At 57.5% G+C, this 19,864-nt stretch carries 18 protein-coding genes; 11 read left to right on the top strand and 7 right to left on the bottom strand.

Translation table 11 applies throughout. The features are described from left to right. Window positions 1-101 precede the first annotated feature (101 nt). The 5 genes from BXY39_RS16985 (at window position 102) to BXY39_RS16965 (ending at window position 5,538) form a co-directional block, all read left to right on the top strand. Window positions 102-1,316, top strand: coding sequence for a serine hydrolase domain-containing protein (locus BXY39_RS16985; RefSeq protein ID WP_170163923.1), 1,215 nt, complete (start codon window positions 102-104; stop codon window positions 1,314-1,316). Between the two features lie 17 nt (window positions 1,317-1,333). Further along, entirely contained in the window at window positions 1,334-2,494 is a 1,161-nt protein-coding gene (locus tag BXY39_RS16980) for a serine hydrolase domain-containing protein (RefSeq protein WP_121940082.1), read from the top strand. A 133-nt stretch (window positions 2,495-2,627) separates the two neighbouring features. Then, window positions 2,628-3,830 carry an FAD-dependent oxidoreductase gene (locus tag BXY39_RS16975; protein ID WP_121940081.1) on the top strand — a complete coding sequence of 401 codons (1,203 nt, stop codon included), beginning with the start codon at window positions 2,628-2,630 and terminating at the stop codon, window positions 3,828-3,830. A gap of 15 nt (window positions 3,831-3,845) precedes the next feature. Further along, window positions 3,846-4,637 carry a maleate cis-trans isomerase family protein gene (locus tag BXY39_RS16970; RefSeq protein WP_211332314.1) on the top strand — a complete coding sequence of 264 codons (792 nt, stop codon included), beginning with the start codon at window positions 3,846-3,848 and terminating at the stop codon, window positions 4,635-4,637. Window position 4,638: 1 nt separating this feature from the next. After that, window positions 4,639-5,538 (top strand): isocitrate lyase/PEP mutase family protein, encoded by a 900-nt coding sequence (locus BXY39_RS16965; RefSeq protein WP_121940080.1) that lies wholly within the window; start codon window positions 4,639-4,641, stop codon window positions 5,536-5,538. 63 nt (window positions 5,539-5,601) lie between these two features. On the opposite strand, the gene BXY39_RS16960 is transcribed toward BXY39_RS16965, so the two are convergent. The 4 genes from BXY39_RS16960 to BXY39_RS16945 all read right to left on the bottom strand — a co-directional run bounded on the left by BXY39_RS16960 (window position 5,602) and on the right by BXY39_RS16945 (window position 8,881). Beyond that, on the bottom strand, window positions 5,602-6,522 hold the full coding sequence (locus BXY39_RS16960; protein WP_121940079.1) for a polysaccharide deacetylase family protein: 921 nt from the start codon (window positions 6,520-6,522) through the stop codon (window positions 5,602-5,604). Then, window positions 6,523-6,837, bottom strand: a complete 315-nt coding sequence (locus BXY39_RS16955) for a hypothetical protein (RefSeq protein WP_121940078.1) — start codon at window positions 6,835-6,837, stop codon at window positions 6,523-6,525. It lies immediately after the preceding gene. Window positions 6,838-6,862: 25 nt separating this feature from the next. After that, window positions 6,863-7,930 carry a class I SAM-dependent methyltransferase gene (locus tag BXY39_RS16950; protein WP_170163922.1) on the bottom strand — a complete coding sequence of 356 codons (1,068 nt, stop codon included), beginning with the start codon at window positions 7,928-7,930 and terminating at the stop codon, window positions 6,863-6,865. 165 nt (window positions 7,931-8,095) lie between these two features. Next, a complete protein-coding gene (locus BXY39_RS16945) occupies window positions 8,096-8,881 on the bottom strand; it encodes a helix-turn-helix domain-containing protein (protein ID WP_121940076.1) in 786 nt (261 codons plus the stop codon). Between the two features lie 204 nt (window positions 8,882-9,085). Here BXY39_RS16945 and BXY39_RS16940 point away from each other — a divergent pair, with 204 nt between their 5' ends. The 4 genes from BXY39_RS16940 to BXY39_RS16925 all read left to right on the top strand — a co-directional run bounded on the left by BXY39_RS16940 (window position 9,086) and on the right by BXY39_RS16925 (window position 13,343). After that, window positions 9,086-10,207, top strand: coding sequence for a class I SAM-dependent methyltransferase (locus BXY39_RS16940; protein WP_170163921.1), 1,122 nt, complete (start codon window positions 9,086-9,088; stop codon window positions 10,205-10,207). Continuing rightward, entirely contained in the window at window positions 10,204-10,512 is a 309-nt protein-coding gene (locus tag BXY39_RS16935) for a hypothetical protein (RefSeq protein WP_121940074.1), read from the top strand. Before BXY39_RS16940 ends, BXY39_RS16935 begins: the two co-directional genes overlap by 4 nt. An 8-nt stretch (window positions 10,513-10,520) precedes the next feature. Beyond that, a complete protein-coding gene (locus BXY39_RS16930; RefSeq protein ID WP_121940073.1) occupies window positions 10,521-11,774 on the top strand; it encodes an MFS transporter in 1,254 nt (417 codons plus the stop codon). An 84-nt stretch (window positions 11,775-11,858) separates the two neighbouring features. Continuing rightward, window positions 11,859-13,343, top strand: coding sequence for an aldehyde dehydrogenase family protein (locus BXY39_RS16925; RefSeq protein ID WP_170163920.1), 1,485 nt, complete (start codon window positions 11,859-11,861; stop codon window positions 13,341-13,343). An 83-nt stretch (window positions 13,344-13,426) separates the two neighbouring features. Here BXY39_RS16925 and BXY39_RS16920 read toward each other — a convergent pair whose 3' ends face one another. Beyond that, the gene (locus BXY39_RS16920) at window positions 13,427-14,101 is read right to left on the bottom strand and encodes a PAP/fibrillin family protein (RefSeq protein WP_121940071.1); all 675 of its coding nucleotides are present in this window, start codon (window positions 14,099-14,101) and stop codon (window positions 13,427-13,429) included. A gap of 85 nt (window positions 14,102-14,186) precedes the next feature. Continuing rightward, entirely contained in the window at window positions 14,187-16,547 is a 2,361-nt protein-coding gene (locus BXY39_RS16915; RefSeq protein ID WP_170163919.1) for a TonB-dependent receptor, read from the bottom strand. 403 nt (window positions 16,548-16,950) lie between these two features. Between BXY39_RS16915 and leuC the strand changes: the two genes are divergently transcribed. Further along, complete coding sequence (gene leuC, locus BXY39_RS16910) at window positions 16,951-18,378, top strand: 3-isopropylmalate dehydratase large subunit (protein WP_245999404.1); 1,428 nt, start codon at window positions 16,951-16,953, stop codon at window positions 18,376-18,378. Then, a complete protein-coding gene (gene leuD, locus BXY39_RS16905; RefSeq protein ID WP_121940068.1) occupies window positions 18,375-18,986 on the top strand; it encodes a 3-isopropylmalate dehydratase small subunit in 612 nt (203 codons plus the stop codon). The genes leuC and leuD overlap by 4 nt, the downstream gene beginning before the upstream one ends. 107 nt (window positions 18,987-19,093) lie before the next feature. On the opposite strand, the gene BXY39_RS16900 is transcribed toward leuD, so the two are convergent. Further along, entirely contained in the window at window positions 19,094-19,864 is a 771-nt protein-coding gene (locus BXY39_RS16900) for an SDR family NAD(P)-dependent oxidoreductase (RefSeq protein WP_121940067.1), read from the bottom strand.

The raw sequence follows: 19,864 nt of genomic DNA, 5'->3' as shown, positions 1-19,864 counted from the left end.
TGCCGGGACCGGATCGGTGCTTCAGGTCCGCAGTGCTGTCACTGCCGCTGCTGGCCGCAGCGCAAATTCCGGCCGGCGCAGCATCGGCTCAAGAAGCACCCGTGCAACCCGACCTTCCGCCATACACCGCTTTCAGCCCCGAGGAAGAAGCCGTCCATAACGCGCGCTTTCAGGCACTGGTGAAGGCTTTCAGCACGGGGACGGGCCTGGACAGCTATTCCCCGCTGGTGGCGGTGCCCGGCAAAGCACAAGAAGGTATCCCGAGACGAAACACCGCAGAAAACACCATCTCCGCAGACGCACTGCAGGCGATCACCGACTATGCGGCAAAGAACAATTCAGACGCACTGCTCGTCTATCGAGACGGCGCACTGGAGCATGAGATCTATTTTGGCGATACGACAAAAGACACGCTGATCAACGCACGCTCCATGGCCAAACCCGTCACCGCCCTTGCGGTCGGCCGCGCCATCAAGCTCGGTTATATCGGGTCGCTGGATGAACCCGTCTCCAAATACGTTACAGCGTGGCGGAACGACCCGAAGAAATCCAAAATCCTGGTCCGGCACCTTCTTGACATGCGCACCGGTCTGCTGCCGCAGGGGGCCGCATTCGATCCCAACCACGTTTTGAACCGCGCCTATCTGCACCCGCGCCATGACGAGGTGATCATCAGGGACTATCCCGCCCTTTACGAGCCTGGAACGCGGTATGGCTACTCCAACGCCACATCGGAGATGGTCGCGCCATTGATCGAGGCAGCCACCGGCCGCCGCTATGAAACCTTTATTTCCGAGGAGGTGTTCCGGAAAATCGGGGCCGCAGGGGGCAAAATCTGGCTCAATCGGGACGGCGGAACAGCCCATTCCGGGTGTTGTATCCTTTTGCCCACCGAAGATTACCTCAGGATCTCCCTCCTGATTTTACAGGACGGTATATGGCAAGGGAACACCCTGTTGCCCGCGGGATACGTTACTGAAATGAAGCAGGGCACAGCGGAAAACCCATATTATGGCCTCGGCCTTTGGGTGGCGGGCACCTATATCGAACGGCGAGGCGTGGCGCACCCGGACCGGGACTTTTACAAGGTTCTTCACAGCGAACCCTATGAAGCCGACGATCTGGTGCTGTTTGACGGCAATGGCAATCAGGTCAGCTACATCGTCCCCTCCGAGACGCTGATTATCCTTCGGCTCGGCAAACGCCCGCCAAAAGGCCGCGAATGGGACAACAGTTTCATGCCGAACACGGTGATCCGTGGCATTGTGAAAAACAGGGGCACCAGCAAACGCCAGCCCCCTCCCCAATCCAGGTAACCTGAAAGAGGTGTGGCATGACAGCCCGGGCCCGTTATTTTGGTATTTCGCTTTTACTTTTGGTTGCCGGGGTTTCCACCCCCGGCTTTGCCCAGGATATGCAGGAAAAACTCCGGGCGCTTCAAACCGCATCGATCGCCGACAGCCATCTTTACCGGCCACAGCAAACTGTCGACGGGTGTCCGGAAAATCGCGTAAACCGCGACCCCTCACGGCCGATTGCCGAAAAATTGCTCGCCGCCGCCGCACAGGCCCGCGACTACTCCAACGTGCATAACGGGCGCGCGCTTCTCATCATGCTGGATGGAAAAATCATTCATGAAAGTTATGAAGGCGGCACTGACAAAACCACACGGTTTGTAAGTTTTTCCTTACATAAATCCCTCGTCGGCATGGCAATTCATGCCGCCATTGATGACGGGATCATACCCTCATACACCGCCAGACTGGGGGCCCTGGTTCCGGCTTTGGCGGATGACCCCAAAAAAGACATCAGCCTGTCCAACCTGATGTCGATGGAGGGCGGCCTCAAACTCTATTCCATGTCGGGCGCGGGAAAGGAAGCAATGGCGCTGACCTTCGGCTCGGATATCGATGCAGCCACATTAAAGCTGCCGGTCGACGCCGAGCCGGAAGCGACGTTTTCCTACAATAACAGCAGCGCGCAGCTGGCGGGCATCGCGCTGGCGAATGCGCTGCGGTCTTATTCCGGTGAGAGTTACAGCGCGTATCTGCACAGAAGGATCTGGTGCCCCGTGGGCAACGCCGAAGCGTCATTGTGGCTCGACAGCGAAAACGGATCGCCGCGCTATTTCGCGGGCCTGCATGCAACCCTGCGGGACTGGGCTGAAATAGGCGAGGCCTTCAGGTCCGGATTGCCGGACGGCACGTCTTTTACCGCCCTGGAGCACCCCTCGGCCACCAACCCAAACTATGGCCGTATGGTTTGGCTGGGCGCACCCGAAAACGGTCAACGACGCTTCAGTGAGGAAAACCCGTTGGTCATACCCCACAGCGCGCCATACAAAACATCCGACATGGTGTTTTTTGACGGGTTTGGCGGCCAGCGCGTTTACATATCAAAATCAACCGGTTTGGTCATTGCGCGGTTTGGCGACATCAGCCTGCGATTTGACGATGCCATCATTCCCAACCTGATTTTAGGCGCTCTGGAATAGCCGCAGCCGCACTTTATCCGATAGCCGAACTTTCTGCCCGCGCCCGGATGCGCCTTCCGCGCACATCCTTACTCTGGCCCCGAAGTCTGGAGTGGTCCGCCGGTTCCATGGCTGGTCAAAGTGGGAAAAGGTAATGAAAAGAACTCAGGTTTTAGTCATCGGTGCTGGCCCCGTTGGATGCGTTGCCGCTTTTTACCTGGCAAAGCAGGGCATTGATGTCATCACTTGTGAGAAAGGGCCGGACTGTGCCCAGGATCTCAGAGCGTCCACATTTCACCCGCCCACGCTGGAGATGCTGGACACGCTCGGCATTACCAAAGAACTGATCGCCCGTGGCCTGAAAGCCCCTATCTATCAATGGCGGGAACGCGCAACGCACGACTATTACGAGTTTGATCTGTCGGAAATTGCCGATGCAACCCCCTTCCCCTATCGCGTCCAGTGCGAGCAATATCACCTGGCCGGTCTCCTGGCGGAAAAACTGGCAGCTGAAGACAATGCCGAGGTCTTTTTCAACCACCGGATGCTCGGCTATGAGGAAACGCCTGACGGTATTGTCGCCAGTCTGGAAACCCCTCATGACATCCGGAAGATAAAGTGTGACTATCTGATCGGGGCGGACGGCTCCAACAGCGTTGTGCGCAAACTCATGGGGGTTGAGTTTGATGGCTTTACCTATCCCGAGAAATTTTTGTGCCTGACGACAAACGAACCCCTGGAGAATTATTTACCCGATCTGTCGCTCGTCAATTATGTCTCCGACCCCAAGGAGTGGCTTGTTTTGCTGCGCGTTCCTTCCCTGTGGCGCGTTCTGGTGCCGGCGGGCAGCGATGACGAAGACAGCTTCCTGACCTCGGATGAAAAACGCGATCAGGTTTTTGAGGGCCTGATCGGCAAGAAGGGCGTCGAGACCGCCCACCGGACCATTTACAAAATGCACCAGCGTGTCGCTCAAAAATTCCGCGGCGGAAACATCGCCATCATCGGTGACGCCGCGCATTTGAACAATCCTCTGGGTGGTTTTGGAATGAACAGCGGCATCCATGACGCATTCAATCTGTGCGAAAAACTGGTTCGCATCATAAAAGATGGTGAGAAAAGCGACCCGCTTCTGGACCAGTTTGAGCGTGAACGCCGTCAACAGACCACCGAGTTTGTTCAGGAACAAACCAAGCAGAACATGGCTTACATGCAGCAGGGAACACAGGAGCAGCACCGGCTTCGTCGTGACAACATGGAGCGGTTGACCAAGGACCCGGAAGCGCGCCGCGACTATCTCTTGCGGCAATCCATGATCCAGTCCGTGCGCGCCAGCCAGCGGAAGCAAGTTGCCTGAAAGGGAAGATGAACGATGACAAATGCGAATGAGCGCTGGCCTTCGGACCCCATGCTTGCCGATCGGCCGGTTTTATCTTCACGACTGAAAATCGGCGTTGTCGGGCCATCCACCAATACGGTTGTTCAGCCTGACTTCGATGACATGCGCCCGGTCGGTGTCACCAACCATTACAGCCCCATTATCATTCAGAACCAGCAGGCCATATCGAACGAGACCTTTCAGGAAGGTGTGGAAATCATTTCCGACAATGTTCGGGCCGCGGTCAGTGCCTCGCTGAGCTGCAAGCCGGATGTGCTGTCCATGGGCATGTCCGCTGTCACCTTCTGGGGCGGTGCGAAAGGGGCGGAAAAATTCAAGCATGACATGGAAGAACTGTCAGGCCGTTCCATGACGTGCGGCTCGCTCTCCCTCATTGAAGCCTTCAATGCATATGGCGGCATCAGGCGCGTGTCCTTCATCTCGCCATACTATCCGGTGGCAAATGCGCAGGTTACGCGTTTCTTCGCTGACCATGGCGTTGAGGTCGTGCGGGACATCAGTCTCCAGTGTCCGTCATGGACAGCCATTTCCGAAGTGCGCGAGGAACATCTTCGCGAACGCCTCAAGGACCTTGATGGTGACACTGTGGATGCGCTTGTGCAGGTTGGCACGAACCTGTCCATGGTGCGTCTGGCCGCCGCAGCGGAAAAGTGGCTCGGCAAACCGGTGATCGCCATCAATACGGCAACATACTGGAGCGCGCTTCGCAACGCCGGAATCAAAGACAGGATTTATGGTTTTGGTCGCTTGTTAGAGGATTACTGATATGAAAAGCAGCGCCGATTTTGACGCAAAGCGTAAGCTGTTGCGTCAAAAATTGAGCCATCGTGAATTTTTTGTCGCTCCGGGTGTGTATGACATGCTTGCGGCGACCGTCGCAAACGATGTCGGATTCGATTTCGTGTATGGCAGCGGCTATTGGACCATCGCCTCGGCCCATGGTTTGCCGGACGCCGGGATCGCGACTTACTCCCATATGGTCGATCGCATGAGAACCATTGCAGGCGTCAGCAACGGCGGCCTGATCGCGGACGCTGACACCGGCTATGGCGGACTGTTAAACGTCCATCACACCGTTCGCGGATATGAAGACGCGGGCGTTATTGCCATTCAACTCGAAGACCAGGTGTTCCCCAAGCGCTGCGGCCACACACGTGGCAAGCAAGTGATCGGCGCCGACGAAATGGCCCAGAAAATCCAGGTTGCGGCCCAGGCACGTCAAAATCCGGACACCGTTATCATCGCGCGGACGGATGCCCTGGCCGTGGAAGGCTTTGAGGCGGCCCTCAAGCGCGCCGAGCTTTACGGCCGTGCCGGGGCTGACGTGTTGTTTGTGGAAGCGGTTTTGAACGATGCGGAAATGGCCGCGGTTTGTGACCGGCTGGAGCTGCCTGTGATGATCAATATGGCGGATGGCGGCGACACACCGATCAAAGACGCCAAAACGCTGGAAGACATCGGCTATGCTTTCGCGATATTCCCGGCCATCTGTAGTCTGCATGCCTGCGCGGCAATAGAGACGGCGTTGAAGTCGCTCAAGGAAACCGGCACATCGCTCAAGTCCGGTCTGACCATGTATGATTTCCAGAAGATCACCGGTTTGATCGGTTTTGACGAAATCTATGCACTTGATGAAAAATGGAAAAATATGAAAAAGCCGGTGTAACGCCGGCTTTTTCTGGATCAGGTACCGTGCAGGTATCCGGCCTGTGTTCCCGGTGCATCACCCCTAAGCGGTACCCTGACCTGGAATATGATCCTCGGCCACGGTCACATAATAATCCGCGATCTCTTCGCGGGTGGCCCACCAAACCCCCGTCAGGGTCCGTGCGTACTGGATGAACTCTCTCAGCGCCCGAATGGTGTATGCCCGCCCACTGACATGCGGGTGCAATCCCACATTCATGATGCGCGCCTGTGACGCGCCCTCTTCATGCAAAACACTCAGTTCCTCGATGAGCAGATCGCGATACTCATTGGTGGTGCGGGCATTTCGGGTCAGGATCGTGAAATCATTGATCACATTTGAATAGGGTGTCGAAACAAGCGGCCCGTTGCCTGTACGGATCATATAGGGTTGATCGTCATTCATGATGTCGCAGTAAAATTTGAAGCCTTCCTCGGCAAGAATTGAAGGCGTGTTCAAAGTGCCCCTTAAGGAGGATGAAAGCCACCCGACAGGTCTTTTGCCGACATGGTGTTCATAAACGGCGATTGACCGCTGAATGATATCCCGCTCCCGCTCGACATCATCGTGAAAATCTGTAAGCAGCTCTCCCTGTTCGTAATTGTGCGCCAACAGCTCCCAGCCTCGCTCAAGGCAGGCGTCGGTCATGTCCTTGCGGCGTTCAAAGGTGACGGCGTTGGTCGTGCAGCTGGCCTTCACACCCATTTGGTCAAACAGGTCAAACATGCGCCAGATGCCGACGCGCTGGCCATACTCGCGCCAACTGTAGTTTGGATAATCCGGAATACGCCCCGCAAGAGAATTGGGCAGCAATGCCGGTCCCCCGGCATAATAGGGCCGGTCTGTGTCCTTCACCAAATCCCAGGTTTCGAGATTGAAGGTAAAAATAAGTGCAACGCGTTTGTCACCCGGCCATTTCAACCGGCCCCGCTTGGGCAGGGGAACATAATCATACTCGAACATCTACTCATCCTGTTGCGCTTTAGGGGAAATGTTCGCCAGCGTGTTCAGAACTTCGGAAACCAGCTGGTTGCCCTGTTCACGCAGGGCATCGCGCATTTCACGGTCTGGCTGATAGGCTTCTATATCTTCACGAATATCGATGCCTTTTTCCGCCAAAACAGCCTCCATGACGGCCAACCGGTCGCGGATGATCCATATTTCCTTGGTAAGCGACAGAAGCGCGAGGCCAACACTGCCGATATCGGCGCCTGAAAGTGTTTCCCGACCGGGATTGTTGAAATCCCGCAGCGTCATGGATTCATAGTCTTTAGACATCGGCTCTCCTTCGCCAGCCTGAATTTCAGGCCTTCCGCGCATGAAGAACGTGCGGATACCTGTTTGGGCCCAGGTTTTGCGTTTTTGCGTCAGTAAATCCGGCTGACGCCGCCAGCGCCGCCAGGTCGAGACTAGCGGAGGCACGCCAATGGGGCTCGCCGCCAAAACGGGCCGCGGTATCGGCTTTCCATTCCTGCAGGCGATCCATGTCGCTGAAACGTGTCACATCGGCAAACAGGAGGTCACCGCCCGGCTCCAAAAGCCTGAAGGCTTCACCCATCAAATCGACGATCGCCGCTTCCGGCATCTCATGCAGCATTATGTATGAGGTCACGAGATCGAATGACCCTGACGCAAAGGGCGTTTTTTCAGCTGCGCACTGGTACAGTCGCCAGGCCCATCCGTTGGCATTCGCAAGGCGGTGAGCCTGTTCAAGCGTTCGGGGTGAAAGGTCGACACCGGTGATCCGTGCCTCGGGGTAAAGCTGGGCCAGCGCGACAGTGAAATACCCGGTGGAGCACCCCATATCCAGAATGCGTTCATAGCTGGAATTCGGTGCCAAGGCCGCCACGTCGCGACGCTGCCCGTACAGGTCCCCGAACATGTAGGCGACCATCTTTTTATGAATGATTTCAGAGTGGATAAAGCCCTGAAATTCATGGCCGTCCCACCCGCCCAAAGTACGGTGTATATCCACGCCCGACCAATAATCAGGCGCATGAAAGTCAGGGTCGAGCGTCAGTGTGGCCGGACCGTCATCCAGACACCGGAGTTTGCCTTCCACAAGGTCCCGCACTTGTTCGAACGCCTCCCGCGCCACCACCCCGTGCATGCGGGCATGATACTCATGCGTCAGCTTTTGCGTCCTGTAGGACGGTTCATTCACCAGCGCGGCCTCAACCTCGCGAAAGCGGGCCTCCAGGTCCTCGGGTAAAACGGACGGGTCCGGGACAATGGTCTCCATTGCCTCTGTCGCTGCCGCCACGACATCGCGGCCCGCACTTCTGAGCAGCGTGATAAAGTCAACCGAAGCACGCCCCCGCTGACGCAGTGCCAAGTCGACAGGATCTTTCGCCGCCCGATCTTTTGCCATATGAACTGTCATGCAATCCGCCTTGTTCAGCTACCCTGGCGCCAGTCGACACTATCCATGGGTTTCAATCAAGCGACCGCTCATCTCTGTTCAACCTTCGGATAAACAGTGCGGTATGGTCCCCTCCGGATACGGATCCCTGAACCGTGGCCGGCGCAAAACGCATCACTCGGCCAGAGCCGCGCCGATATCGTCCGCCAGCTCTTTCAAAGGTGCCAGGAAACTGTCGATGGCCTCCTGCATTTTGATCGCGGATGCAAAGAAAATCAGGCTTAGGCATGCTTCCAGTTTATCCCCGACAAACAATGGCACGGAAAACGAGGATGTTTTGCCGGGGTTGTTATTGGAGGTGCCCATGGCAAGCGGGGCATAGCCCTGTTCACTAATTTCAGCCATAACCGCTTCATCCGACAGGTAAATCATGGCCTGGCGGTCTTCAGGTCCGCTTTGCTCCGTCAGGTTTTCAAGGCCCCGCATGATGCGTTCGCGTTCTTCCGCCGGGCAGAATGCCAGATGTGCCCGACCGGATGCACTGTTCAACAGGGGCAGTGTGAAACCGGGGTAATAGTTGGTGAAAGTCAGCGTCGTCTTGGTATGGGTGGAGTGCTTGATCATCATCTTGCTGCCCACTCGGGTCGTCAGAGCGATGGGCCAAAGATATTGATTGGTAAAAGCCAGCATCTTATCGGCAGCGGCAGCAACGAGCCGGTCTTCGTTTTGAAAACCGACAGACAAGGCCTTGCACAACTCGGTAGGCCGATATCGCTTTTGATGAGGGTCCATTTCAATGATGCCCTCATGGATCAGGGTCTGCACAATCCTGAAAGTGGTCGGGTAGGGCAGGCCTTCTTCCCTGGTGATCTCCGAAAGTGTCGGCGCATCCAGCCGGTTAATCGCCTTGATAACATTCAGTGCCCGGCAGATCGCCCTGATCGGTAACCCCTTGTCCATACAAAAACTTCCCCGATTTCCCTGACCACCGAAAGCTAAAACGCCGATTTCCGCATCGTCAAGTTTGACAAACCCTTACTTTAGTCTGGGTAAGAAAATAGCATGCCCTGAGTTATTAATTATTCATCTGTCGAAGATTGCCGACAATGCGTTGGACCCGGCCACCGTTTCGGCCGAGTTATGAGAGCAGGTAGAAGGGGTGAGATGATGGGAAAAATCGAGTTCGCGCCGACATTCGCTGAACAAAGCCGCCAGTCTTTTGTCGCCAGCTTCAAGGGCTATGTGAATTCCGTTGTGGAAACAGGCCTGTCCGAGACCTATCACTCAAGTCTGGTCCCGCTCTTCGAAGACAAAAACGGCCGGCCGCCCGAGAATCGCTCTGAGGCCGCCGGCATGATCGAACCACACCCGCTTTTCAAGCTTTGGGCCAGCCTCACCTATCATAGCCAGAATCTGATGTGGCAGAGCGTCAATGATACCACGCAGCGGACGATCAACGATCAGGTCGCTGCTTTTACCGCGCTGGAGAGCAACCCGGAAAAACAGGGGTCGCTTGACCTTGCGGACAATCTTGAAATTCCGGCACCCGTGCGAACCACGGAAATCCATCGCCAGCCGGGCGGCTATTGGCGCGAATCACGCCCGAACGATATTGAAACCGCCCTGTCATACACCGGCACGGTCGATCTGTACCGCAATGCCAAGGGCATGGGGATCGGTGGGAAAATCGGGTCGGATTCCATGGGGCGCATGCTCGCCGCCATTGCTCAAAAAAGAGCGCCGGACCTAACGCCTTCGACAATCCTCGACCTGGGGTGCGGCACCGGAGAGCAGACGCTGGCGTACAAACGGATTTTTCCAGAGGCCGAAGTCCACGGTTTGGACGTGGCCCGCCCCTTCGTGCGGTATGCTCACGGCCTTGCCGAAAGCGAGGGACTGGCCCTTCACTTCAAAGAGGCGGATGCCGCAAGCACAGGTTACGGCGACGAGAGTTTCGACCTGATCGTATCCATCATCATGTTCCACGAAACATCCAACCGTCAGATCAAAAATATCTTCGGGGAATGCTGGCGCCTGCTCAAACCCGGCGGCATGGTTCTGCACCTCGACGTGCCCTACCAGCCGGACCGCATGCCGCTGGACAAGCAAGTGACCAACCACTGGCAGGTGAAGTATAATGGCGAGCCTTTCTGGACCGGGTTCGTTGAAACCGATATCCGGCGGGAGCTCCTTGCCGCGGGTTTCGAGGACGATAGCGCTTTTGCCGAATACGAAAGTTATGGACCCGTGACCTATTTCTTTTTTGGCGGAAGGAAAAAAGCGTGAGCAAGAAGGCGGACGGCACATTCCCCGAAGGCCCTCCGCCGGGGTTCCGGCACGACACATTTTTGGACGACCCCGTTCAGGACCATTTGCTGCGCGCGGTTCTGACACTGGCGATGGAACTCTCGGTCACCCGGGAACACCTGTCGGCGCTTCAATCGCTTGTGGTGGAAAAAGGTGTCATCGCCGACGATGACATGCTTCTTTTCAAGCCTTCCGAAACCATGGAAAAAAAGATGGCGGCGGACCGCGCCAGGCTTTTGGATGACTTGTTGGGTCCCCTGCTCGCCAGCGTACGGAAATCCTGAGCCTAAAGATGCCGGAAAATCCTTCCACCATTGCAAGGCAAGCCACCGCCGCGTCCGAGTTTTCCGGCAGGCGGCGGCTGGTTGCTTCTGCGGCTGTCGGGGTTGGCCTGGGACTGACCGGCATGGTCTTCTACACTCTCGGCCTGTTTTTCCTGCCCCTGTCAGCGGAATTTGGGTGGACGAGAGCCGAACTGTCCATCATTCCCATGGTTTTGACCGGTACCCTGATCGTGATGTCCCCCATCGTTGGCAGTCTTTCCGACAAATTCGGGGTCAGGCGCGTCGGATTGACCGGGCTGGTCGGTCTGACCCTGGGTCTGCTGCTCCTTTCCCAGGCGGGCCCTTCGCTGCGCAACTATTATTTAATCTGGCTGATTGTCAGTATCATGGGGGCCGGCACTATTCCGGTTGTCTGGACGAGAGCGATCAATGCCGCATTTCAGCGCCGGCGGGGGCTTGCGCTGGGGCTCACGCTTTGCGGGACAGGGCTGTCGGCGGCTATGGTTCCGCCACTTCTCGGCGGTGTTATCGAAATTCATGGATGGCGCGGCGGCTTTCTGGCCATGGCCTCCCTTATCCTGTTTGTCGGTTTGCCGATTGTGTTCCTGTTTTTTCACCAGGGAACGTCGCCCGGCAAAATCACCGCGCGGAACGGGTCTGAACACGATGCGCCGATGCCTGACGGCATGACATTCGCCCAGGCCCTGAACACCCGACATTTCTGGATGATCGCCATCGGCTTTTTGTGTCTCTCGTTAACCATCAGCGGGGTCATTGTACATATGCCGGCCCTTCTCGCGGATTCCGGGCTGAGCGGTGAACGCGCGGGAGCCATGGTCGGAATTGTGGGTGTTACCATCCTGGTTGGCCGCCTTCTCGTGGGGTTTCTTGTCGATCGCTATAACCCGCCGGTGATTGCCTTCATTTTTTTGAGCCTGCCGATACTGTCCTGCCTCCTTCTTGCGTCAGGCACGTCCGACATTCTGGTTTTGCAAGGTGCCGTTTTGCTGCTGGGGCTCTCCGCCGGAGCCGAAGTGGATCTGCTGGCCTTTCTGACCAACCGGAGTTTCGGTCTGCGCGCCTATGGCAGCATTTACGGCTTTTTATTGTCGTTTTTCTCAGTTGGGGCGGGACTGGGGCCACTGATCCTTGGGCTGGGGTACGACGCGAACGGATCGTACCAGGACGGACTGATTGTCATGACAGTTTGCACATTGGTCGGTTCCCTTTGCGTTTTAACCTTGCGCCAAGCCAGTGCCTGAAACCGCTGCAACGGCGTAAACCCGACCAGCATTGCTGGATTACGTACGGCCAATCGTCTGAAAGGAACCGGCATGGCGTCCCCCTTGCGTGACACAGTTGCGACACCTCTTCCCAAACCGGCACGGCCCGGCGCCGCGCCCTCCGCCGCATCGGCGCAAACCCTTGTCTTTGCCGGCAGCAAGCAGGCGTTTGCGCATGTCCCACACACAACCGGGGACGACCTTGAAGCCATCGTCCAGAGCGCACGAGCGCAATTTGAAAAAGGGGATTGGCGAAACCGGACGGCAAGCCAGCGTGCCGACACCTTGCGCCGCATCAGTACCCTGATACTCGAGCATGCGGACGAACTGGCCGATCTGCACACGCTGGAGACATCCATTCCCATCGGACAGGCGAAAGGCATGCATATTCCAAGAGCCGCCGAGAACTTTACCTTTTTCGCGGATGTTCTGGCCGGGCTCGCCGGGGAAACATATGACCAGTCCGGCCGGTATCTGGCCATTGTGACCCGCGAGCCTGTCGGCGTTGCCGTCCTGATCGCGCCCTGGAATGCACCGCTCGTGCTTTCTTCGATGAAAATGGCCGCCGCGATCGCGCTCGGCAACAGCATCATTGTGAAACCTTCGGAATATGCGCCTTTGGCGGTCCTGCGGCTGTGTGAACTCGTTCGCGAAGCGGGCGTGCCGGAGGGGGTCGTCCAGGTGGCTTTGGGCCCCGGGCATACCGTTGGAAAGACCCTTGTTCGCCACCCGGAAACTGACGTGGTCGGCTTTATCGGCGGTACGGAAACCGGCAAAAAAATCATGGCGGACGCGGCGTCGGGATTGAAGAAGGTGGGCCTCGAACTGGGTGGTAAATCAGCCAATATCATCCTGGAGTCAGCCGATATCGACCGGGCCATTGACGGCTCTTTGCTGGCGATATTCGCCGGCAATGGCGAACAATGTCTTGCCGGGTCCCGGATTATGGTGGAGCGGGGCGTGGCCGACACCTTCATTGAAAAGTTTGTGGCGCGCACCAGGAAGCTGAGGGTGGGCGATCCTTTCGCGCTTGAAACGGAAATAGGCCCGATGGCATTCGAGGCCCATTTTCAACGGCTGCTTGCCTTTGCCGCGACTGCAAAAAATGAAGACCGCTATGACGTGCTGACGGGCGCGGAAGCCGTGCCGGGGATGGACCGGGGATATTATTTCGCGCCGACGGTCGTGTTGGCAAAGGACAACGGAAACGACCTTTGCCAGGAAGAGCTTTTTGGTCCTTTCGCAACGGTCCAGATCGTCAGGGATCTTGACGATGCGCTCGAACGGGCCAACGACAGCGACTTCGGGCTGGCCGGTTATATCTGGTCTGACGACCTGCCAAGCGTCATGCGGGCGCGACAGGCGCTGAAGGCGGGCACGGTGTGGGTCAACACGCCCATGACCCGCGATCTGCGCGCGCCATTTGGCGGATACAAACAATCGGGCATCGGGCGGGACGGTATTCCCGGGTCAATCGACCTGTTCACCGAGGAAAAATCAACATTGATCCCCAACATGCCGCTGACGCTTCCGAAACTGGGCGCCTAAGCCAAAAAGAAGAGGCACCGGTCCGTCCCCTGGTGCCTCTATGATGCCTCTCTTGTCCGGTTACGGCTATCCCGGCACGGGGCTCAGGCAAAGCTGACTGACTTGCCTTCGCTGTGCAATCGGCGCAAGACATAGATACCGCCCAGACTGCCATAGTTGATGCGCATGTCGTCATCGCAATACACGACATCGGAATGGAGTTTTGGCGATCGCTTCAGGTCCCGGCGTAAATCGGAGCCGGGCTCCAGCCCATAAGCGGCGCGAAACGCATCCGGGTCGACACCCTCCTCATTGGGAACGAGCTCGACCGAGAAAAAGTCGACCACATAGCGCATGGGTTCCTCGGGCAGGAGATTATACCTGCCCCATACAATCAATGTGGCGGGATAGGTCCCGTCGACAGTCGTTATCTGACTGACATTGTTGTAGTGGTTGCCGTCAACCCGGATTTCCTGATCGATATCCTCCACCTTGATGGGGCTTTTGGGAAAGACCGAGAATGACTGCAATGCCAGGTTAGTCTCGTGTCTTATCGGCTTGCCTGCCGTGTGCCGGGGGCCAAACTGGGCATATTCGGAGCCCCACGGCGATTCTACATAGCCCTGATTTTCATACGGGCTGGGCGTCGGCGTATGTGGAACGACCTTTTCTATCAGTGCATGTATTTCGTCATATACGGCATCTTCATATGTTCCGTCGGGCCGGCAGTTGGAGATCGCTTCCCTCAGTCTGGTTTTAAGCGCTGTAACCTCAGACATTCCTGTGTTCCTTGTTACAATTGAGCAAAAGCCCCGGCGGATAAGGACGTGAAAGCGCCCTTGTCCGTGTCCATGGGGGTTCCCGTTAGAAACGGATGCCGCCACGCAAACCGAACACACGGCGCGGCGGCGCGTAGACATTGACCGCCCGGCCGAAGCTGGCGAGGTCAAAGTTGTTTTGCGCGGTCCGGACAGCGTCCTGGTTGGTCAGGTTCTGCACATATGCCTGCACCAGAACGTCCTCAAACTGGAGACCGACCTGCGCATCCATGTTCACAAAACTCGGCAGGGTTATCCGGTTGGCCTGCGTGAGGAAACGGGAGCCCTGATATTGCAGGTTGACGCCCAGCACGAGGTCAATGCCTTGCGACACTTCCGTCACATAGGAAAGGTTCGAGACCAGCTGATGCTTTGGTGCGCGCTCAAGCCGGTTGCCGTTATAGGTCACCTCGCACACATTGCTGTCCCCGACGGTGACCACCGTACAATTTGCCGCCTCGGTTACAACAAAACCGCTGTTGGACAGAATGGTGAAATCGGTGAATTCCGTATCGAGATAGGTGTATGCGGCGTCAATCGTCAGTCCCGGCACCGCCGAGGGGCGATATATGAAAGAGGCCTCGAAGCCGAGCACTTCAGCACCGCTGGCATTTTGAACCGTCGCCCTGAAACCGGCCGGCGCATCGGGATCCTCCAGCAGCTGGCTCACCTGCCGGTCCGTCCAGTCCATGTAGAATATGGCGGCGCTGTAAGCAAGCTGCCTGTCAGCCGTGCTGCCCTTCAGGCCAAACTCATAGTTCCACACTTTTTCCGCGTCAAACCGGCTGTCGGCGAGTTGCGACCCGAAGTCCAGTTCACTGACGCCGGCCGGCTTGAAACCTTTCGCGACAGAGGCATAGAGATTCAGATTGTCACCGGCGGCATAGGAAACGGTGAGTTTTGGCAAAAACTCCGCGTCATCGATGGATTCTTCCTGGACGCCATTGACGAACCCGGCCGGAATGGGCGCGAATGCCGCCTGTAGGAAGTCGGAGCGAATGACGGTCGTCGATTCGTCCACATAGCGGGACTCCGCACTGACGGTCAGCCGTTCCGTCAGATCATACTCGACCAGGCCATACACCGAGACGCTCTCGATATCGCGGCCAAAGGGTGATTCAGGAATAACCGAATTCAGGAAAATACTGGTTGGGGAGAAGTTGGCGATATCCGGTGAACCAGTGAATGGAAAGCCGGAAAAAGCCCGCAGGGAGCGGTTTGTCTGATCCATGTCGGAGGACCAGTAAAGCGCGCCGACCGCCCAGCGGAATGCATCTTCGCCAAAATTCTGCAGGCGGACTTCCTGGCTGTTGATTTCCACGGTGTTGTCAAAGTCGACCACATCGAAAATATTGAGCGGTTCCACCTCGCCGTCCGGGAAGCTTGCCAGCGGCAGGCCAAAGAAGTCACCGTCGTAAACCAGCCGCTCGTCCTGTTTGACATAACCGCCATTGTACACAAGTTCGGCGCCCTCAAGATCAACGGACACGTTGACCGTCACCGAGAAAATCGACCCGTCGGACCCCGGAAAATCCCGCCCTGTTCTGGGGTCGATGGAGTATCCCGTTACACCCGTGAACGACAGGTCACCCGCCGGCGGCACATTGGAGGCAAGCGGGAACTCAAGGACACCGCCCGCGACCGCCGCTGCCACGGCCTGGCCCTCGGGTGTGTCCGGTCCGGGGCGGGACACGCCCCCGGTAAATCCGCTTACATTCTGGATGGCGCGCTGGTCAGCTTCATATTCGGAGTATGAAACCCGTGCAAAGATATTGACGCCCTTATTGTCCAGTTCCAGGGCCGCAGATCCGCCCGTGTTCGAAAACCCGTTCAGATCCGCGCCCGTCACAGGGTTATCATAGTCGCCGTCAAATTCAGCATGTACCGCATTCAACCGGAAACCAAGTGTGTCCGAAATGGGCCCGCTGATCGCCCCACCGATATCAAAGGTGCCGAAGCGCCCGTATGAGGCGTTTACCTCACCCTCGAATTCATCACCCGGACGCTTGGTTACATAATTGACGGCGCCGGCGAAAGCGGCGCGCCCATACAAGGCTGACTGCGGTCCCTTGACGACTTCGATACGCTCCAGATCAAGCAGTCGCTGGTTCAACAGAGACCCGCCGCCGGCGTTTCCAAGCGACTCCGAACTGACATCGATACCGTCAAGCAGCACACCCACGGGCGGCCGGCCCCGTGTCGCCGGCAGGCCGCGAATAACCGGCCGTGTGTCCTGTAGGCTGATGCCCTGGTCAAACACCAGGCCCGACGTGAATTTCGCCACATCTTCCGTGGTGTTGATACCGCGCGCCCTGATCTGTTCGGCTGTCAGAACATCGACGGCAATCGGAACATCTTGCAGCGTCTCCAGGCGTCGCCGCGCGGAGACCGTGATTTCTTCCATCATAAACTCTTCAGAACCAGCCGGGGCCGAGCTCTGGGCCAAAGCGGCGCCTGTCGATATTCCAATCAGCGGCGCCAGCGCCGTTGTCATCAATAAAAAAGATTTCACAAGCCCCTCCCCGTGGGTCCAGTTAAGTAAAGCTCTCCTCTGGAAACAATTGGAACCGAACCGACCTGTGAATTCCTAACGAACAAGCTTTGAATTTTCGTCAGTCGAACAACAACTGTTCTGCACTGTCATTGGCGACCGCGCCTGTAATAAGCATCAAAACCAGCCGCCGATTTATGTGGGGCCAGCCGGCATATAGAGAAAAAACATTTAGCTAAAATATACAGTTATTTGATTTTTTGCCATGCCGGACCGGGCGACGAACGGCTCCCGTTCCGCTTGTCACTGCAGACACAAATTGACCAGGGAGGCGGTTTTGGCGGGCGCGACGCTTTACGAGAAAATTTGGGACGCACACGCCGTCCGCCACTATGACGACGGCGCGACTCTTCTCTATATCGACCGGCATCTGGTGCAGGAAGTTTCCACACCGCAGTCGTTTCTGGCGCTGGACACATCACGGGCGCGCATTCACCGTGCAGACGCACACCTCTGCGTTGCGGATCATGCTGTTCCAACGGACCGCGAGACACCGTCCCTGAAAGACGGGCTCGCCAGAAAGCAGGTGGAACGACTGATTGAAAACGCACAAAAATACGGTCTCAAATACCTGCCGCTTGACGGTGACCGTCACGGGATCGTCCATGTCATTGGTCCGGAGGTCGGGTTCACTCTGCCGGGAACCACCCTGGTGTGCGGCGACAGCCATACGAGCACGCACGGGGCATTCGGCTGTATCGCGTTTGGCATCGGGGCATCCGAATGCGTCAGCGTTTTCAGAACCCAGTGCCTGAGACTGACGCGGCAGAAAACCATGCGCGTCACCCTGTCGGGGTCGTTGCCGCATGGGGTTTATGCCAAGGACGTCATTCTTTCTCTGATAGCGCGCCACGGCACCGGGATCGGGATCGGCCATGCCATCGAATACGCCGGCCCGGCGGTGGCAGGGCTCTCGATGGAAGAACGCATGACGCTCTGCAACATGACGATCGAGGCCGGCAGCCGGATCGGGATCATAGCGCCGGACGGGAAAACCATCGATTACCTCAAAGGCAGGCCGCTTGCACCGCAAGGCGCCAATTGGGACCGGGCCGTAACCTGTTGGCGTTCGCTGAAATCGGATGACGATGCGGTTTTTGACCGGGAAATCGACCTGGATGTCCGCGAAATCGCGCCGCATGTCTCCTGGGGCACCAGCCCGGACCTCACCATAAACATTGATCAGAGAACCCCCGACCCGTCGGTCATTGCCGACCCGAAAGAGCGGGACCGCATTCGCAAAAGCCTGGCCTATATGGGCCTGGAGCCGAATACGCCAATTCAGAATGTTCCCGTTGACCATGTCTTTATCGGGTCCTGCACCAACGGCCGGCTGGAGGATTTGCAGGCCGCGGCCCGGATAATCGACGGCCGGAAAGTGGCCCGGCATGTCAAGGCGATTGTCGTCCCCGGTTCCATGGCCGTGCGAAAGGCCGCCGAGGAAAAGGGGCTGCATACCCTTTTTAAGGCGGCCGGTTTTGAGTGGCGTCATTCGGGGTGTTCGATGTGTGTGGGCATGAATGACGATCGGCTTCAGCCCGGACAGCGCTGCGCCTCGACATCGAACCGGAACTTTGAAGGGCGTCAGGGCGTTGGCGGGCGCACCCACCTGATGAGCCCGGCCATGGCGGCGGCGGCGGCCGTCAAAGGCTGTATCACGGACGTCAGGGAGCTCCTTGAACCATGAGCGCTGTTATTTCCTCGATTCCACTGCCACTCCTGGAAGACAATATCGACACCGATGTCATCTTTCCCGCGCGGTTTTTGCTGCTGCTGGAGAAATCCGGCCTGGGAAAATATGCCTTTTACGAACGCAGAACCGCCGAGCCCGACTTTGCGCTCAACAAGTCTGAATATGAAGGCCGGTCAATTCTGGTGGCCGGCCGCAATTTCGGTATCGGGTCCAGCCGTGAACAGGCCGTTTGGGCGCTGGCTGACCTGGGCATTCGGTGCATCATTGCCCGAAGCTTTGGGGAAATTTTCCGCCAGAACTGCCTGCGCAACGGTTTGCTCCCCATAGAGCCGACCGATGCGGAGATGGCCGAAATCGAAGCGCGTGCCCGTCAAAACCGCCGGCTTACCGTCGATATCGCAGCGGGCGAGCTGATCATTGCCGAGAATCGAAGGATCGGCTTTTCGCTAACGGACTATCACAAGAAAATCCTGATCCAGGGCCTGGATGAAGTGTCGATGATCGTGCGGGAGGATTATGCGGAAATCCTGGCATTTGAAGAGCGCCTCGGCCGGGCCATGCCCTGGATTTCAATTTCAAGGGCCCAGTTCGAGTCCCTGTAAAAGAAGCGTTGTCGTCCCCGTATAGGACATGATGGACAGAACGTTATGGGCAGGGCGTGATGGACCGGATCTCACCCCACCGGCGCGCCAGTATTGAGCGCCGCATCCTAATCCGCTGTCCAGCCGCCGTCGATCAGCATGCTGCTGCCCGTCATCAACGCCGAGGCATCACCGGCAAGAAAAACGACCGCCCCCATCACATCCTCGGGTTGCCCCACCCGACCCAGTTTAATTTTCCGGAGGACGCTTTCCCTGAAACGCGCGTCCTCAAGAAAGGGCTTCGTCAGGGGCGTTTCAACGAATGTCGGCGCGATGACGTTTGAGCGAATATTGTACGGGGCGAGATCCAGGGCAAACGCCTTGCTCATCCCTTCAATGGCCCACTTTGAAGCGCAATAGAGCGAGCGGTTTTGGCCCCCGACATGACCCATCTGCGAGCCCATATGGATGAGCGATCCGGCCTGGCGTTCTTCGATCAGTTTCCGGGCACAGGCCCGGGCAACGAAATAGGCGGACCTGACGTTGAGGCCCATGACCAGATCATAGTCATCCACGCCGACATCCCACATGGGTTTCGGGCGATTGGTGCCGGCATTGTTGACCAGAATGTGAAAAGGCTCATGACGCGCGAACGCGGCCTCAACCGCGCCGAGGTCCGTCACATCAAGCGTGACGGCTTCGGCGGACAGACCCGACGAGTTGAGACCTTCGGCAAGCGCATCGATTTCGTCGGTGCTGCGCGCGGCAAGGGCGACATGGGCTCCCGCTTCCGCCAGCGCCGTTGCCGCCGCCCGGCCAAGACCGCGCCCGGCGCCGGTTACGATCGCGCGTTTGCCGTCAAGGCGCATTGAAGGGGTTCGCGGGCGGACGTCGGTCAT

Source organism: Eilatimonas milleporae, from assembly GCF_003688555.1.
Taxonomy (GTDB): domain Bacteria; phylum Pseudomonadota; class Alphaproteobacteria; order Sphingomonadales; family Kordiimonadaceae; genus Eilatimonas; species Eilatimonas milleporae.
The sequence above is the reverse complement of the archived record's forward strand: the minus strand, read 5'-3'. Positions and strand labels throughout refer to the sequence as shown.

Coding starts and splice junctions, on each gene's coding strand:
- BXY39_RS16980 (WP_121940082.1), top strand. CDS start 1,334: ATGACAGCCCGGGCCCGTTATTTTGGTATTTCGCTTTTACTTTTGGTT.
- BXY39_RS16975 (WP_121940081.1), top strand. CDS start 2,628: ATGAAAAGAACTCAGGTTTTAGTCATCGGTGCTGGCCCCGTTGGATGC.
- BXY39_RS16970 (WP_211332314.1), top strand. CDS start 3,846: ATGACAAATGCGAATGAGCGCTGGCCTTCGGACCCCATGCTTGCCGAT.
- BXY39_RS16965 (WP_121940080.1), top strand. CDS start 4,639: ATGAAAAGCAGCGCCGATTTTGACGCAAAGCGTAAGCTGTTGCGTCAA.
- BXY39_RS16960 (WP_121940079.1), bottom strand. CDS start 6,522: ATGTTCGAGTATGATTATGTTCCCCTGCCCAAGCGGGGCCGGTTGAAA.
- BXY39_RS16955 (WP_121940078.1), bottom strand. CDS start 6,837: ATGTCTAAAGACTATGAATCCATGACGCTGCGGGATTTCAACAATCCC.
- BXY39_RS16950 (WP_170163922.1), bottom strand. CDS start 7,930: ATGGCAAAAGATCGGGCGGCGAAAGATCCTGTCGACTTGGCACTGCGT.
- BXY39_RS16945 (WP_121940076.1), bottom strand. CDS start 8,881: ATGGACAAGGGGTTACCGATCAGGGCGATCTGCCGGGCACTGAATGTT.
- BXY39_RS16940 (WP_170163921.1), top strand. CDS start 9,086: ATGATGGGAAAAATCGAGTTCGCGCCGACATTCGCTGAACAAAGCCGC.
- BXY39_RS16930 (WP_121940073.1), top strand. CDS start 10,521: ATGCCGGAAAATCCTTCCACCATTGCAAGGCAAGCCACCGCCGCGTCC.
- BXY39_RS16920 (WP_121940071.1), bottom strand. CDS start 14,101: ATGTCTGAGGTTACAGCGCTTAAAACCAGACTGAGGGAAGCGATCTCC.
- BXY39_RS16915 (WP_170163919.1), bottom strand. CDS start 16,547: ATGATGGAAGAAATCACGGTCTCCGCGCGGCGACGCCTGGAGACGCTG.
- leuD (WP_121940068.1), top strand. CDS start 18,375: ATGAGCGCTGTTATTTCCTCGATTCCACTGCCACTCCTGGAAGACAAT.
- BXY39_RS16900 (WP_121940067.1), bottom strand. CDS start 19,864: ATGACCGACGTCCGCCCGCGAACCCCTTCAATGCGCCTTGACGGCAAA.